Raw genomic sequence first — 16,484 nt, forward strand, 5'->3', positions numbered from 1 at the left:
CATTCAATAATGTCAAAAAAGTTTACTACCAAAGTAGTTCATGCAGGCACTGATTTTACAAATCACTTTGGAGCATTGTCAACGCCAATCTATAACGCATCTACTTTTGCATTCCCTGATGCTGAGCAAGGCTCGGCAATCCATGAAGGAGAAATTCCTGGGTATTTCTATGGCAGGATCAACAACCCGACACAGGAGGCATTAGAAAATGCATTAGCAGAATTAGAGAGAGGAGAGGCATGTATCGTTTTCTCATCTGGCATGGCAGCTATTTCAAATGCAGTGTTAACATCAGTAAAAAAGGGAGATCATATTGTTGCGCCCGAATCCATCTACGCATCCACCAGCGGCTTTTTAAGGCATTTGGAAGAGGCATTCGGAATAGAGGTTTCCTTTATTGATGCAACGAATCCGCAAAAATATGAGGCAGCAATAAAAGCAAATACCAAATTGCTGTACCTGGAATCTCCCGCTAATCCGACACTGAAGCTATGTGACATTGAAAAGCTAGTCACATTAGCAAAAAGGAATAAGTTGAGTACCCTGATGGACAATACATTCGCGACACCTTACAATCAAAACCCTATCTCCTTTGGTGTAGATGTGGTGGTGCATAGCATGACCAAATACATTGGTGGCCATGCCGATATTCTGGCAGGAGCCTTAATCGGATCCAGGGAGTTTGTTGAGAGGTGTCGTTGGCATACGAATAAATTCTTTGGAGGGGTTCCAGCCCCAATGACTTGTTGGCTGGCTCATAGAGGGATTAAAACATTGGCATTGAGGATGGAGCGTCACAATGAAAATGCGCTGACGATTGCTAAATTTTTAGAATCACATCCTAAGGTCCAAAAGGTCCACTATCCGGGACTGAAATCGCATCCACAACACGACTTAGCCAAACGGCAAATGAGGGGATTCGGAGGAATGATTTCCTTTGAAGTGGAAGGAGTAGAACAAGGGAGGAAGCTGGTCAATAATGTTGAACTCTGCACACTCGCAGTGTCACTAGGCGACGTTTCCACCATCATCCAACACTCTGCTTCTATGACCCATGCAGCGGTCCCCAAGACTCTTAGAGAAAAGGCTGGGATTACTGATGGCATGCTGAGATTGTCTGTGGGGATTGAAGATTGCAATGACATCATCGATGACTTAAGCAAAGGATTTGAAAAGGTATGAAGACAGAGTTAATTGAAGGATTGAGTAATTCACCTCTTATGCTAAAAGAGTTGATTCAGCAGGTATCCGCTGAGGAATTAAAACGTCGAAGAAGAACAAATAAATGGTCCATCCATGAAAACGCTTGTCACCTTGCACAAGCGGAGATCATGATCTATGAAAGGTTTCAAAAATTCAAGAAGGAGGCTGAACCAGATTTTAATCCTTATTTACCCGGAAAAACCATATCGGACGATGATCTGATTAACCTTGAATTGAGTGAACAACTAAACTTATTTGAAAATCAGCGATCAAAAACTGTAGAACTTTTGAGAAGCTATGATGATTCAATTTGGAATAGAAAAGGAAAACATCCACAGTACAAACACTATGATCCAAAAATTCTCTTGAGGCATACGCTCATGCATGATCATTTGCATATGTATCGGATAGAAGAATTATGGCTAACCAAAGACGAATTCTTATGAGTACAGAACTAGTCGAAATAATTAAACCTTTGACTTGCCTAAAAGGCACTTGGGAGGGGGGTGGAAGAGCAGTATTTCCAACGCATGACGAATTTGCGTATGAAGACATCATGCGATTTAAGTTGATTGAGCGTGCGTTTGATAAAGAACCTCTGATACACTTTGAAGAGATTGCCTGGGTGGTCAATAAGGGTGAAAGAGCATTTAAACATTGGGAAACAGGCTATTTCAAACCAGAACCTGATGGGTCAATTCAACTATACGTATGCCATAATACTGGCCGAATAGAAGTTACCTATGGCACTTTAAAATCAGTAGATTCAGGGACGAAATCCTTAGAGATGGTATTCATAAGTGAATCAATAAGAAATGACAAGGGTACTAAAGTGGCTTTGAGTAGCAGACGCGAATTCTTACTCAATGATGACACGCTCGTTTACCGAGTGGAAATGTCTACAAAGGAGGTGCCTGACATGACTCATCACCTGAGTGCTGAGTTAGTTAAGAAGAATAGTTAAGCAATCATTAAGTGGATTTTTTACTCAAAGGCACTTTGTTTATCGAATCCCTTAATAGACTTATTGCTGAAATAATAATGCACAAAAAGCCCCAGCGTCCAAGGGAGAATGGATAGTGTGCCAATCAATAAGTTGTATGTGTTGAACCCCATTGCCGCCAACAATGATATCAAGCCCACGAAATTGACAATGATAAACGTGACCAGGTGGTAATAGTATCCTAAATCCAACCTGCTGCCCCGAACAGGATCATTATACCCAAGGATTAACCCTGAAATGAATAAAGACACGCCATATATAACCGCGTATGCGAGGATATTTTCATAATGTTCTATTATTAGATTGGTGTATAAATAATGGAAAAATATAACGGAGAATAGCATGGCCAATCCGCTGAAGTATTTGAGGTTTTTGGACATCTTTTTCATGATATTGTTGGATCAATGTTAATCAGAGTAGCGAGTTTTTTGGTATAGAAAATGCTAATGTTTCTTTGTGTAAAATCGGATAGAAGTTTCTTACCTATTTTGGTGAGAAAGTAATATTTTCTATCAGGCCCTTTATGTCCTTGCCTTAGCTCAAAATCTACTATTTCAAGGTCGTAGTACTTTCTAAGAGCACGGTATAGGCTTTGATCTTCACAAGAAATGGTGTCAGCGGTGATATTTTTGATAAATGTTTGTATCTCAGTCACATACAATGGCTCATCTCTAAGAGAAAGCAGCAACCAAAACGTTAATTGCCCTTTCTTATATGTCTCTTCCCAACCTGCTAAGAGGGCAGATTGATATGTCTCATCTTTAGTCATTAAGTATATTTATTAACTGGTATTATACAAGATGTATAATACAAATATACAACAATTTATTTTAAAGATGTTTTTCGGTGGATCAGGCTATCATTTAAATTCCTTTTTTTGATGAAATGGAGTTCAATGCAGCTGAGTCCACTCCAACTAAACCAATCAAATTTTTAGGATAAAATTTGCGCAAGTAAATACTTGCACATATATTGCGCAAGTATTTACTTGCATTTCAATGGAACAACGGAGAGACATATTTCAAGCCATCGCTGACCCCACGCGCCGTGAGATTCTCTCTACACTGATTGATGAGGCGAAGAACCTGAACACGCTCGCGGAACAGTTTTCAATCTCAAGGCAGGGTGTTTCATTGCACGTGAAGGTGTTAGAGGAATGCGACATGATTGCCATTTCCAAGAAAGGAAGAGAGCGGTACTGTCACATCAAACCCGAAAAATTACTAGAAATCATCGAATGGCTGGAACCATTCAAACAACTCTGGAGTGATCGATTCGATCAACTGGATGACCTTTTAAAGAAAATTGAATAAATACGATTGTCATGAACAAAACCACATTTACAGAAGACCTTGAAAATAACAGATTAATTGCGATACGCACATTCAATGCCTCCGTTGAAAAAGTTTGGAAGGCGTGGAGCGACGCTGATATTTTGTGCCAATGGTGGGCACCCTTGCCATACATCTGCAAAATAGATTCGATGGACTTTAAGGAAGGAGGTTTCTGGATTTATAACATGATCGGCCCGGAAGGGGACGTTCACAGAGGTCGAATGGATTATCTGAAAATAACTGAATTTGAGAAGCTTCAAGCAGAAGACTATTTCTGTGATGAAAATGGGGAGAAAGCTGGTGATATTCCTCCTATGCAGTTAGAAGTAATTTTTAAGGAGGAGGGAGGGACCACAACGGTTACTTCCATTACCACATTCGCCTCTCCGGAAGCATTCAAGCAAATGGCTGAAATGGGAGCTGTTGAAGGTTGGGAGCTTGCATGTAATCAACTTGAAGGATTATTATAAACACAACGGCAATGAGATTTTTAGTTGGCCTTATTATTTCTTTTTGTTCTCTGCAAATGAGTGCTCAAAGTCCACAATCATATGCCAGTAGCACCATAAGCCTGCGGGTCTCTGATCTTGAACGATCCATAAAATGGTATAAACACGTGCTCGGGGATGTCGAATATTTCTCACCAGCAGATGGTGTTGTCGAGTTTATGTTGAATGAAAAGACCTGGCTTCAGCTGTTTGTAGAGGAGTCATCATCCAACGCAATTTTAAGATTGGAAGTGGATGACATTCAATCTCATCATGAGCGATTGAAAAAACTAGGACTGGCTCCTACGACTATTGAGCTGGTGCCAAACATTATTTCATTCTTTGATTTTAAGGATCCGGACGGCAATCAACTGAGTTTTTACAAACTTGAGTCACCGTAGTTCAAAGCCACTTCGCCTTCAGGTCTTTGTATTTGGTTCTTCCAACAGGAATGTGCGCGCCGTTTTTTAGCTCAGCCATGTATTTACTACCAGAGGCAACATGTATTTCCTTTACCTCAGACATCTTCACCAAATAGGATTTGTGGATACGCTCAAAGGAATGAGAGAGCAGCTGCTCCAATTTTTCTAGAGATTTATCATGAAGTTCTTTGGTGCCATCTGTCAAGAAGAGTTCAGTGTAGGCGCCAGCGCCCTTTACGTAACATACCTTTTCCAGAGGAATGAGCTGTATTCGGCCTCTCTTTTTAATGGCCAGGACTTTGGTCTGATTGTTTTCAGATTTCTCTTTTGTTATTGTGCGATCGAAAGCCTGTTCCAACCTTTCCCTGTTGAAAGGCTTGGGAACAAAATCTAAAACTCCATATTCAAAAGCGGTGATTGCCTGATCTTTGTAAGCAGAAATAACGATGGTGTGAAACGATTCAGAAACTGCTGAAGTGAGAAGGTTAAACCCATCATCACCGTTAAGATTCAAATCCAGGAGAACGAGATCTAGGGAGTTATTTTCAACAAACACCAATGCCTCCTGAAGAGTGTTGATATGATTGAGTGACTCCAGAGAACTGCCAAAGATGTCACGAGTCATCCGTTCAATTCGTTTGGCTATTCTTGCTTCGTCTTCAACGATTAAGATGTTCATTTCCTTAGGAATATATTTTTAAAGTGTTTTTCCAGCCGTGATCCATTGGCTCAGAGGTGAGATCCCATTTCTCCTGATAACTTTCAGCCAGTCTTGCCTTAATGTACTTCAGTCCCGTACCATCCTCTCTGCTTGTTGTCTGCCCTACGCCGGCAGCAAAAGTTGAAAAAGTATAACACACGTAATCACTATTCGATTCAAAGAGGAGTTTAAATCTGATGCTATTATCTTCTAAAGGAAGACTATGAGTAATACCATTTTCCAGTAGGGTGTGAAGAATGGCAGGAGGTATTTTTTGCTCCGGGTCTATGCCTTCTTCTTCCCAGGTATAGTTTATTTCTTTCCGATACTTCATTATCTCAAGATGCTGACGGCAGAGTGCTATTTCTTGAGAAATTGGTATCAGTGTTTGATTTTCTATCTGATTAAAAAGATCAAATTCTTTAGCCAATGCTTCGATAAACAAAACTCCTTTCTTAGGGGCTTCTTCCACCCAGTCTATCAAAGAAGTTAGGGTGTTCAATAGAAAATGAGGCTGAATATTCTTTTTGAGTAATTCCAGACGCAGACGGGTAGATTGAACCAATGTGTTCTCGTATGCCAATCGCTGTGCCTTGATGTTAAGTGATAATAGATACAACATACCTAATAGAATAAGTCCCAATCCGGTGTACAAACTAACGACAAATCCAGAGGCAAGAAATACGATAACTGACAAAAGTAAGGTCACAAGAACAAGACGCGCTCCCCTCACATTTTTATAAGCTCCATAAGCTACCATTCCAAAGGAAAAACACCACATACTCAGTACCATGCCAACTGTTTTCAAACCAAAAGCATGACCATTTATAAGCCAAAATGAAATGAGTAATATCGCATATAGAACTAATGACAATCTACGCCTTGGAAAGGGAAATTGCATGGAGAAGTAGTATGGAATCAAAAACGAAATGCCTAACAAAAACGAGTTAATAATTTGTAATCTTATGACATGTACGCTGTAATGTATCGGTATATAATCTTTGCTAAATACGGTAAGAACAAGACCAACAATGAGAAAGCAGCAAGCACTAAAAATAAGTGTGGGATATTCTTTCTTACTATTTAGGAATAGAAAAAGAAAATAGATGGATGTGATAAGAAAAGCTCCTGCAAAAACGTGCATGTAGGAAGTTTCGATCAGTCGATCGGTGAACAAATCCTCATAGTCGGCGATCTCTATTTCATATTGCCCTACATGATCCGGAAAATAGTAGTTACTCAATCGTAAGGCCAGCACATGTTCTCCTTCTGTGGCTAGGTGCATAGGAATGTTGTACGTAACCCACAATTCACCCTCAGGAGGAAGTTCTGCCTCTTGTCCCGGATTTCCACTTTTTCCAATCAAAACTCCATCCCAAAAGATTTCATACTCTCCGTAGGGATCAATCTCAAGTACGTAGGACTCAAACACTTCTGGGGCTTTTAGAATATCAATCCGGGTTCTGGACCAGAAAATCTCACCCTCAGGAATTCGCTTTATTCTCCTTTTCCAATTGCTATCATTCCAGACTTTCTTGGCCCATGATGGATGGTCACCTAACTGAAATGCTGTGCCATTATTTTTAAATATAGCAGGCTTTTGCTCACAAGAACTTGTCAGCAGCAAAATGCATATCAAAAGAAAAAATGGCGCGGATTTCAACTTATTTTTTTTGGATTGATTTTAACATGCAAAATAACCTGATATCACTGTCTTCATCTGACGGTCTAGAGCAGTTTATTCATGCATAGAGCAGTTCACAAGTAAAACGACGATTTTAAACAACCTTCCTAAGATGTTTGAGGTAGAACCTTCAAAAACCCAAACATACCATGAAAATTTCTTTAACTGCGTCCCGGAAAGCAGTGATCAAAATTACCAGGAGAGTTAAGCTCATGATGATACTATTTGTAGCGAGTTTGATGGCGCTTAACACTGTCTTTGCTCAAGAAATGACAGAAAGCGATCCAGATGAACCAGCAGTTGCCTTAGGCAAAATGTCCTCGCTTCAGTCAAAAGTATTAAACAAAACTGTTCCACTGTCAATCCATTTACCTGAGAACTACGATAATTCCAAGAAAACCTATCCGGTGCTGTATATGTTGGGTTCAGATTACCGAGCCCGGTTCGCCATGTTAGCTTCTACTCTAGACTACATGGGCGAGGGACAAATTCCTGAGATGATACTCATAGGAATAGATCTACCCGAAGGAAACAGTATTTTGTTGCCAACAGGGGAAAATCAGGACACCACAATTCCGGATAATTATATTGATTTCATTGAGACAGAGCTGATTCCACACGTTGATGCAAAGTACAGAGCGGCTCCGTTTAGGGCGCTTTATGGCGCTTCCAACAGTGGTTTTTTCACTGTTTATACACTGCTCAACAAGCCCCTTCTGTTTAATAGCTACTTAGCCAGTAGCCCATCCATTATGCGCATACCAACCGAGCTTCAACAAAAAGTAAAAGCAGGTCCGTTAAGAACGCTTGCGGAAAACAGATCTCTACACATCATTTACAGCGATGAAGAGGGGGAGCTACCCAATTTTGTTTCTGAATTCTCTCGTGTTGTAGCAGACCACAAACCAGAGAGTTTTACTTATAAAGTGGATGAATTGGTGAACCAGGGCCATGTACCAGCGATAGATTTTACGATGTTTCTTCTCGCGCTATACCCTGACTTCAATCCCATTGAAAACCTGGACTCGCTGGATAAAGTAATACAACACTTCGAAATGTTGTCGAAACGCTACGGGTATGAAATCCTGCCACCTGTATCGGTCTTAATGGACCTTGGCTTTGACAATATAATAAGTAAGGATTTGGATGTCGCAGAAGAAATCTATCAATATTCCTTAGAAGTGTATCCTGAAGGTAAGCTATTATATGTCGGAATGGGCGTTGTACGAAGAAATCAAGGCCAACTTGAAAATGCTAAGCTCATGTTCGAAAAAGCATTGGAGATTGACCCTGATTTCTCACTTGCTAAAAGGTGGCTAAAAAGAGTCGAGAAATAAGATCCGGTTTTACCCATCAAAAAATAAATAATGAAAAAAATCATTTCGATTCTCTTCTTCCTCATTCTTTTCCAATCCTGTACAGAAAAATTGAATGAAGATGCTACTGCTGATTTAATAAAAAAGGTAGAAACGGGACTCACGACTCGTGTACATATAGAAGGTGATTCAACATGGTCTATCGAGGAGCGGATGAAACACTACGGAATTCCAGGTGTAAGCATTGCAGTAATACATGATGGTGAAATCGCATGGGCAAAGGGTTATGGAGTCGTGAACACTGAAAGTCTGACTCCAGTAACGACGCAGACCCTTTTCCAAGCTGCGGCAACCAGCATGCCCGTAACAGCCTATGGAGCATTACGATTTGCAGAACAAAATGAGCTAGACTTAGATGAAGACATTAACAGTTATTTAAAATCCTGGAAAGTACCGGAAAATGAGTTTACCAAAGAAAAGAAAGTCACCTTACGAAATCTCTTAAACCATTCCGCCGGCATACATCCACGGGGAACCGGATCATATAATATAAAGGCAGAAATTCCAACGCTTGTACAGGTATTGAGCGGAACTCCTCCTGCCTCAAACGAGCCACTTACGGTAAATAAAGAGCCCAACGAAAGTGTTCGTTTTGCATACGCCAGCTATGTTCCCATTCAACAAATGATGCTGGATGTTGAGGATAAAACCTTCCCTGAGATCATGCATGAACTCGTGTTGAAACCTCTGGAAATGAACAACAGCACGTTTAATCAAACCCTTACACCCGAGCTGCTTACGAAGGTAGCAACGGGTTATTTAACAGATGGTTCTATGGTTGAAGGTGGAAGACATATCTATCCTGGAACTGCTTCACATGGACTATGGACGACTGCCGAGGACTATGCAAAATTCATCACCCACGTACAGCGATCAAAAGTTCTGACAGAACAGATGGGTAAACCATATGGAGTGAGTGATTCCGGATGGTCATTTACGCTGGGGTTGGGGTTTCAGCTTCTGAATAGAAACGATGAAATCTACCTGAGGCATCATGGATGGAATAGAGGTTTTTATGCTGAGATAGTGGCTCATAGAGACAAGGGTTATGGTGTGGTGGTGATGACTAATTCCACGTTTCCGGAATTCAATGCTGAAGTGATGCGCGCTGTAGCCCTGACATATGGTTGGGATAATTATGTTCCGGCACATCAAAGGATGCAAATGGAACAGTCGTCCATAGATGAAATTGCAGGTAGATATCAATCCAATGATGTGATTGCTGAAGTCTATCAAGAGGATGACCAACTGTTTTACAAAAACATACTTGATGAAGAAGGAGTAGAGCTTGTCAAAGTATCGGACAGCCTGTTCATTCGGAGAAATTCCAGTCGATTTATTCAGTTTAAACCTGACTCTGAAAGTGGAACAGTCAATTTGCGGTACCTGAATCGCAACGACGGAGCAATAGTCTCAAGCTTAGCTAAGATAGCTAGTGACAAAAAATACCCGGTGGAATTCATTCTGGAAGGTGACTTTGAAAATGCACTTATTGCTTATAAAAATTTAAAGGAACTCGAGCCGAATCATCCAATGGTGACCGAGTTCTACATCGATGATATTGCTTATGATTTTTACCACGCCAATAGAATGACACTATCGCTAAACACTTTCAGGGTGAATATGGCGCTCTATCCTGATAGCTACAAGGTCTATGATAGTTATGCAGAGGCCTGTGAGAAAGCTGAGGAAACAGATTTGGCCATCATAAACTATTCGAAATCACTTGAATTGAACCCTCAAAACAACCGTGCGAGGCATAGACTTAAAGAATTACAAAAAAGCGAATGAAAAATACCATCTCAGTTCTCCTAATCGTCATTCTTTTTCAATCATGTAAAAACGAGCCAAAACAGGACGCTGAAACCTTAGGCACTACAAGTCCAAAATATGAAACGTATAATTATTCTGGATTTACAAAAGAAGAAATTTATGGATTCCACAAACGCATTTTTGAAGGCGGCAATTGGACCGAATACGGCGATTTAGAAAGGTATTTTTATCTAAACTTCTCTCAAATAGAGAAGCACTCACGCATACTTAGATCTGATACACCGAAAATTCTGGAAGAAACACCAAGAGATGATGTGAAAAATTTTATTACGTCAACAGATCTAAAAAAAGGAGGTGGACTATCGTTAAACGACTATGTACAGCAAGTAGAAGTTAATGGGCTAATCATAATTCATAAAGGCAAAATCGTCTTTGAAGGCTATCCAAGGATGTTCCCAACTGATTTACACATTACTATGGTAATAACCCAAGTCTTTGTTAGTACTTCAGTTGCTATTTTGGAGGATAGAGGTTTAGTCGATACCGGCAAACCCATTGATCACTACTTTGATGCCCTCAAGGGGTCGGGTTGGGAAGGTGTTCCAGTAAGCGATATTCTTTCCATGAGTTCTGGAATTGACCGTGTCCCATTAGAAACCTATGAGAAAAGTTTTGATCCAATCAAAGATTTAGCTACTGCAAAGTCTGCTATGCGATCAGGAACGGAGCACCAATGGTCGAATGCAGATGCTATGGTATTAACGTTACTAGTTGAAAAAATTAGTGGTCTTACCTTTCGTGATTTTGTTGAACAGGAAATATGGAAAAAGATAGGAGCAGAATATAGTGCCCTTATAGGATTCAACACGAATGGTACCTCTATTTCATATGCCAGCGGCATGTCAACAACACTTCGAGATCTTGCCAGATTTGGTCTTGCTTTTACCCCTAGTGGTAGAAAGAGCGCCAATCCTATAATTTCTGATGCGCACTTAACTAAAATCCGAGATGTAAATAAAAACCTTAATGTATCTCGGGATCCAAAAGAAAAGAAATATAGCAGTTATCAATGGGGTGCAGTATATGAGGATGGCGATTTGTATAAAGGTGCACATGGGGGTCAAGGCCTTTACATATCACCTGCGAAAGATTTGGTCATTGCCTATTTCGGAACTGCCAATACTGATCGTGAACGGAATCAACTCAATGTCATTTCTAGACAGCTTTCCAAATCGGGACTTTTTGATCTTGAATAAAGTGACCTGCAAAGGGATTGAAAATCTCAGACTAAAGAATAACAGATAGACAAAACAACAACTCGAATGCTTAAAAATTACATAAAGGTGGCTTTCAGAAATCTTCTGAAACAACCTGGCTACACGGCTCTCAACGTTATTGGTCTTATGGTGGGCATAGCCTCCAGCCTAATAATCCTACTGTATATTTTTCACGAAACGAGTTTTGATCAACAGCATACAAAGGGGGATCGGATATATCGTCTTTCAACCGAATTTACAGAGCCGGATAATTCTTTTAAGTGGGCAGAAATGACCCCTCGAGCTGCATTTACAATTAAAAATGAAAACCCGGAGGTAGAGCAGGCTGCTCGAATGCAAGGGCTAAGTGGTCAGGGTGGTATGCAGTTTAATTTTAATCAAGTCGATTACTTCCAGGACAATGTCTATTCCGCTGACTCTACAATTTTTGAGTTGTTTGATTACGAATTTGTAGCTGGAAATCCTGAAACTGCATTGGAAGCACCCAATTCAATCGTCATCAATCAGTCCATGGCAGAAAAGATATTCAAAAATGAAAATCCAATGGGTCAAACGATTAAGAGCAGTGGAAACAGGGAACTGTCTTTGCAAGTTACTGGCGTATTTAAAGACATGCCTGGCTCTTCTCACCTTATTGCTGAAGCATTGATATCTTGGAAGACTACTCATCCTGACGGAGACGTTGGCTGGGGAAGATGGGGTGTCTTTTCCTATGTTTTAGTGAACGAAGGGGTGACAAAAGAAGCTTTACAAGTGAAACTTGATTCGACCGTTGCTAAATATATAGCACCAATCTTCGACCCGCTTAACCTCAAGGTTAAAATGGTACCGGTTCCATTAAAAAGTATCCATTTGACTTCAGATTTTGAAAATGAACCGGTGCCTGTTGGCAATATCCAATATGTTCAAATTTTTGCCGCCATAGCCATTTTTCTTATCATAATTGCCTGCATCAACTACATGAATCTGGCCACCGCACGATCTGTCAAGCGATCCATGGAAGTTGGCTTAAGAAAAGTCATGGGCGCTCAAAGAGGTGGTTTAATCGGTCAGTTTTTGACTGAATCAATGCTAATTACACTTATTTCTTTAATTCTGAGTCTGGTTGTCATAATAGCTGCTGTTCCTGCAATTAATAGCATTGTTGGTACTCATTTAGTTATAGAAGGATTACTTCACGTCAAAGTGATCCTAGCCATCATCGGTATCGTATTTATCACAGGATTTATGGGTGGTTGCTATCCTGCTTTCTTTCTGTCTTCTTTTCAACCAGCCGCAGTGCTTAAAGGAGGTGGAGTAAAGTCTGGTGGTAAATTATTGAGGAAGGTTTTAGTAACAATTCAGTTTTCCATTTCCATTTTTATGCTGATTGGTACTTTGGTTATTTATAGTCAAATGCAATTTGTCAGGAACAAAGATTTAGGTTTCGACAAAGAGCAGATGATGCAAATTGATTTTAGAAGTAGATCAGATGCAGAAAAATGGAAGGTATTTAAAAACGAATTACTTCAAAATGGCAATATAGCAGGGGCCGCATCTTCGAGCTCAACTCCTGGAAATGGTTACCCTAAAAACGTATTCTCAATAGAGACGGAAGAAGGGCCCATGGACGATCGAGGATTAGATAATTATCGTGTTGATTATGACTTCTTTTCCACATTAGGGATTGAGGTGGTTGCCGGGAGAAATTTTTCACTGGATTATGCTTCAGATTCATCTCAAGCTGTAATGGTGAATGAGGCGATGGTTCGAAGAATGAATTGGACAAACCCTATTGGTAAGAAAATCCGGCTGAATAGAAATGATTCTATACCTCCAGGTCGAGTAGTAGGTGTTGTAAAGGACTTCCATCAGCAATCGCTTTACGATCCCATCACTGCCCTGATGTTCCAACCAAGCCATACCAATCGTTCCGCCATTATTAAAATTACCGGAGACCTATCAGCTACCATTGATTTTATAAAAGATGCCTGGGGAAGAACATATCCTACCAAAGCATTTGAGTATGTATTTGTTGATGAGCAATTCATGGAAAATTACGAAGCTGATCAAATCCGTGGACAATTGTTTTTGGGTTTCTCTGTCATGACCATATTGATTGCTTGTTTAGGACTATTGGGCTTGGCTTCTTATACGGCAGAACAACGCGCCAAGGAAATAAGCATTAGAAAAGTGCTTGGTGCCAATACACAAGGCCTGATTAATCTGCTGGTTAAAGACTTTGTGGTGCTCATTATCATAGCCGCAATCCCCGCGTCTGCACTTGGCTATTTTTCAATGATGGGCTGGTTGGAAAATTTCCAGTTTCACATAACTCCGGGATTCACCATATTTTCAACCGTACTGGTAGGAACTATTATTATAACGGTGCTCACTACCGGTTATCATGCGCGCAAAGCTGCTATCGCTAACCCTGCTGAAAAGCTGAGGAGTGAATAAATCAATGAAGAAACAACCAAATAAGGTTACACAATGAGAAAAAACTATTTCCAACTGATCCTATTATTGGGCATTTTTTTAATCGCCTGTGATACCGAAAAGCGCACAAAAACTCCTAATGAGCAAAGTGTGAAAAGTCCATATTTGGGACAAAAGCCACCTGGTCTGGTTCCAAAAGTGTTTGCACCGGACGTTGTTTCAATCGATGGAAGATATGAAAGCGTAATTTCGTTTTCTCCCAATCTGGAAGAACTTTATTTTGGTGCGAATAATGAAGGCGAGGAAACAGCGATCTATTTCTCAAAATTGGAGGGGGGGAAATGGACCCCTGTTAAAAGAGCAAATTTCACCAAAGGTGATAAAAAGGCAGAATTACATCCTTTCGTAAGCCCGGTTGATCAAAGGGTATATTTTACAGCTTTTGATTCCATTTTTTCAGATGAGCGCATTTGGTACGTAGATCGTTTAGGTGATTCCTGGGGTGATGCAGTACTACTTGATTCGCCGGTAAACGATGGCATGGTATTTTTCCCCAACCAATCGAGAAATGGAGACCTGTACTACTTCAATTTGGTGCAAATGAAGACGTATTATGCCTCCAATGATGGCGGTAAATTTCCCGAAGTACAGGAAGTTGATATTGCATTTGGACATCACGCTTTTATTTCTCCATCACAGGACTACTTAGTAATTACCGCTCGAACTAAAGAAGAAGGCCGAAACGACAATGATGTTTATGTCTGTTTTAGAAAACCAGACCGATCATGGACAGACCCCATTAATCTGAGAAGTGTGATCAACTCCGGGTTGAATGAAAAAAGTCCGAGTATCTCACCGGATGGTAAGTATATGTTTTTTGGAAGGGATGAAAGAAATATAGAACCTGGACTGAGCAATATCCATTGGGTCAGCACCGAAATCATTGAGCAGGTGAGACCTGAAAATTGATCGTAATCTAAGGATTCAAAACCATGTAAATATGAAGATTAAAACACTACTGATATTGATTGGTATCTTACCTCTTAATACAGTCATTGCACAGGAATACAATCAAAAAACCGCTGGTTTAACCGGGCCATATTTTGGTCAAAAACCTCCGGGTACTACCGCTGAAGTTTTTGCCCCCGGTATAGTCTCCACGGAGTTGTATGAACTTTTCAGTGCGTTTACCCCTGACATGAAAGAGTTTTATTTTGTCAGGTACGACAAAGATGATCAGCCGGGTATGATTGTCTATACATACCAAAATGGTGAGTGGCAAGATTCCATAACCGGACCAAGGGTTGGAGAGCCTTTTATCACTCCGGATGGGAAAGTGATGCATCTGGGTAGACGGTACATGGAGCGTACGGATACTGGATGGTCAGAAGTCAAAAGCCTTGGTACTCCTTACGAAGATATGCGTATCATGCGCATGACCGCCTCATCTAAGGGGACGTATTTTTTTGATACAGCGGGAGAGGAGCCCATTCGATATTCACTCTTGACAGACGGCAAACGTGGCGAACCCCAAACACTCAAAATTGACCTGGGAATACATAACGCTCATCCCTGGATTGCCCCGGATGAATCCTATTTAATCTGGGATGATCAACGGGAAGAAGGATATGGAGGCGCAGATCTCTACATCAGTTTTCGACAGGGTGATGATTCCTGGGGTCCTTCAATCAACCTGGGCGACAAGATCAATTCCAAAGAGGCGGATTTCTATCCGACAATCACTCCTGATGGTAAATACCTGCTCTTCAATCGCAACATAGATGAAAACAATGCGGACATCTACTGGGTGGATGCGAGCTTCATCGAAACATTAAGACCTCAATAGCAACCTATTTAACAAGAAGAAAAAAATATGAAAAAAATAAATTCTGTATAGCTCGATCAAAATACTCTGAGAGAAAGTACTCAATTTGCTGAGAAGATGAATGTTGATAGTTAGTGAGATGTCGTTTCATTAACTTGTTAAAATTTGTCTCACAAAACGAATGGAACTTTACACTCAAATATTTTGAAACTCCGGTTTGATAGAAAACTAGTAGTTCGTATGTAATTGAAATCAAATTGAAAAGACTAGAGCGGCTTACATCTCTTTTATCATTTCTTCAGTCTCGAAGGTTTTCCAACATTCAAGAAATTGAACATAAATTTCAAATAAGTGAACGCACAATCTATCGTGACCTAAAAGCATTAGATGAAGCTGGCGTACCAATCTCCTTTGATAGAGATAATGGATATTTCATTCTGGAAGGATATTTTTTACCTCCTCTAGCGTTCACATTAGAAGAAGCAAAGTCGTTCATATTCATTGAGCAGCTAGCAGAAAAATACACGGACGAAGAAACATATCGCAATTTTTCAAGTGCTCTGGAAAAAATTAAAAACAAGTTTAAAGACCACCTGTTGCAGGATATAGAGCTACTTCAATCCAGTGTCAAGGCTTACATTGATAAAGACTACACACCGAAATATTTACAAATCGTTGAACAAGCAGTTAGTCATAAAAATGTACTTAAGATCACCTATCAAGATGCGAATGGCAATAAATCGAAGAGGATTATTGAGCCTATTGGGATTACTTTTTATAGTCAAACCTGGCACATCATTGCTTTTTGCCAACTCAGGAATGATTATCGAGACTTTTCCATATCCAGGGTAAGTGAAATCCAAAATACTAATGAGTTCATCCAAGAAGACCGTCTGGATCTGGCAGACTACATAAAAAAAATTACATGATAGAGAAGATGACTGACATAAGGCTGTCAGTCATCTTCTTTAATGTTGCTCA

General features: G+C 40.2%; 17 protein-coding genes. 13 read left to right on the top strand and 4 right to left on the bottom strand.

Annotated elements, in window-relative coordinates:
- Positions 1–9 precede the first annotated feature (9 nt).
- The 3 genes from ABJF57_RS17135 to ABJF57_RS17145 are packed head-to-tail and all read left to right on the top strand — an operon-like array spanning position 10 to position 2,167.
- Positions 10–1,182 carry a trans-sulfuration enzyme family protein gene (locus tag ABJF57_RS17135; protein WP_462232561.1) on the top strand — a complete coding sequence of 391 codons (1,173 nt, stop codon included), beginning with the start codon at positions 10–12 and terminating at the stop codon, positions 1,180–1,182.
- On the top strand, positions 1,179–1,649 hold the full coding sequence (locus tag ABJF57_RS17140) for a DinB family protein (protein WP_462232562.1): 471 nt from the start codon (positions 1,179–1,181) through the stop codon (positions 1,647–1,649). The genes ABJF57_RS17135 and ABJF57_RS17140 overlap by 4 nt, the downstream gene beginning before the upstream one ends.
- Complete coding sequence (locus ABJF57_RS17145; RefSeq protein ID WP_462232563.1) at positions 1,646–2,167, top strand: heme-binding beta-barrel domain-containing protein; 522 nt, start codon at positions 1,646–1,648, stop codon at positions 2,165–2,167. The genes ABJF57_RS17140 and ABJF57_RS17145 overlap by 4 nt, the downstream gene beginning before the upstream one ends.
- Before the next feature lie 20 nt (positions 2,168–2,187).
- Here ABJF57_RS17145 and ABJF57_RS17150 read toward each other — a convergent pair whose 3' ends face one another.
- Positions 2,188–2,586, bottom strand: a complete 399-nt coding sequence (locus tag ABJF57_RS17150) for a hypothetical protein (RefSeq protein ID WP_462232564.1) — start codon at positions 2,584–2,586, stop codon at positions 2,188–2,190.
- A gap of 5 nt (positions 2,587–2,591) precedes the next feature.
- Positions 2,592–2,975: a PadR family transcriptional regulator gene (locus ABJF57_RS17155; RefSeq protein ID WP_462232565.1), complete on the bottom strand. Its 384-nt coding sequence runs from the start codon at positions 2,973–2,975 to the stop codon at positions 2,592–2,594.
- A 229-nt stretch (positions 2,976–3,204) separates the two neighbouring features.
- Here ABJF57_RS17155 and ABJF57_RS17160 point away from each other — a divergent pair, with 229 nt between their 5' ends.
- Genes ABJF57_RS17160 through ABJF57_RS17170 form a run of 3 tightly spaced genes read left to right on the top strand, consistent with a single transcriptional unit; the run spans position 3,205 to position 4,429 of the window.
- Positions 3,205–3,519, top strand: coding sequence for an ArsR/SmtB family transcription factor (locus ABJF57_RS17160; protein WP_462232566.1), 315 nt, complete (start codon positions 3,205–3,207; stop codon positions 3,517–3,519).
- A gap of 11 nt (positions 3,520–3,530) precedes the next feature.
- Positions 3,531–4,010 carry an SRPBCC family protein gene (locus ABJF57_RS17165; RefSeq protein ID WP_462232567.1) on the top strand — a complete coding sequence of 160 codons (480 nt, stop codon included), beginning with the start codon at positions 3,531–3,533 and terminating at the stop codon, positions 4,008–4,010.
- Between the two features lie 11 nt (positions 4,011–4,021).
- Positions 4,022–4,429, top strand: a complete 408-nt coding sequence (locus tag ABJF57_RS17170; RefSeq protein ID WP_462232568.1) for a VOC family protein — start codon at positions 4,022–4,024, stop codon at positions 4,427–4,429.
- A gap of 1 nt (position 4,430) precedes the next feature.
- Here ABJF57_RS17170 and ABJF57_RS17175 read toward each other — a convergent pair whose 3' ends face one another.
- The gene (locus ABJF57_RS17175) at positions 4,431–5,129 is read right to left on the bottom strand and encodes a LytR/AlgR family response regulator transcription factor (protein ID WP_462232569.1); all 699 of its coding nucleotides are present in this window, start codon (positions 5,127–5,129) and stop codon (positions 4,431–4,433) included.
- Positions 5,130–5,133: 4 nt separating this feature from the next.
- Complete coding sequence (locus ABJF57_RS17180) at positions 5,134–6,813, bottom strand: histidine kinase (protein ID WP_462232570.1); 1,680 nt, start codon at positions 6,811–6,813, stop codon at positions 5,134–5,136.
- 233 nt (positions 6,814–7,046) lie between these two features.
- Between ABJF57_RS17180 and ABJF57_RS17185 the strand changes: the two genes are divergently transcribed.
- From ABJF57_RS17185 to ABJF57_RS17215, 7 genes are all read left to right on the top strand, one after another.
- Positions 7,047–8,171 carry an alpha/beta hydrolase-fold protein gene (locus ABJF57_RS17185; RefSeq protein ID WP_462245124.1) on the top strand — a complete coding sequence of 375 codons (1,125 nt, stop codon included), beginning with the start codon at positions 7,047–7,049 and terminating at the stop codon, positions 8,169–8,171.
- Between the two features lie 30 nt (positions 8,172–8,201).
- Positions 8,202–10,001, top strand: coding sequence for a serine hydrolase (locus ABJF57_RS17190; protein ID WP_462232572.1), 1,800 nt, complete (start codon positions 8,202–8,204; stop codon positions 9,999–10,001).
- The gene (locus ABJF57_RS17195) at positions 9,998–11,239 is read left to right on the top strand and encodes a serine hydrolase domain-containing protein (protein ID WP_462232573.1); all 1,242 of its coding nucleotides are present in this window, start codon (positions 9,998–10,000) and stop codon (positions 11,237–11,239) included. Before ABJF57_RS17190 ends, ABJF57_RS17195 begins: the two co-directional genes overlap by 4 nt.
- Positions 11,240–11,305: 66 nt before the next feature.
- Positions 11,306–13,699, top strand: a complete 2,394-nt coding sequence (locus tag ABJF57_RS17200) for an ABC transporter permease (RefSeq protein ID WP_462232574.1) — start codon at positions 11,306–11,308, stop codon at positions 13,697–13,699.
- 33 nt (positions 13,700–13,732) lie between these two features.
- The gene (locus ABJF57_RS17205) at positions 13,733–14,647 is read left to right on the top strand and encodes a TolB-like translocation protein (RefSeq protein WP_462232575.1); all 915 of its coding nucleotides are present in this window, start codon (positions 13,733–13,735) and stop codon (positions 14,645–14,647) included.
- Between the two features lie 31 nt (positions 14,648–14,678).
- Entirely contained in the window at positions 14,679–15,524 is an 846-nt protein-coding gene (locus ABJF57_RS17210; RefSeq protein ID WP_462232576.1) for a TolB-like translocation protein, read from the top strand.
- 236 nt (positions 15,525–15,760) lie between these two features.
- A complete protein-coding gene (locus ABJF57_RS17215; protein WP_462232577.1) occupies positions 15,761–16,432 on the top strand; it encodes a helix-turn-helix transcriptional regulator in 672 nt (223 codons plus the stop codon).
- Positions 16,433–16,484: the final 52 nt, after the last annotated feature.

This window comes from Ekhidna sp. (genome assembly GCF_039940915.1).
Lineage (GTDB): Bacteria > Bacteroidota > Bacteroidia > Cytophagales > Cyclobacteriaceae > Ekhidna.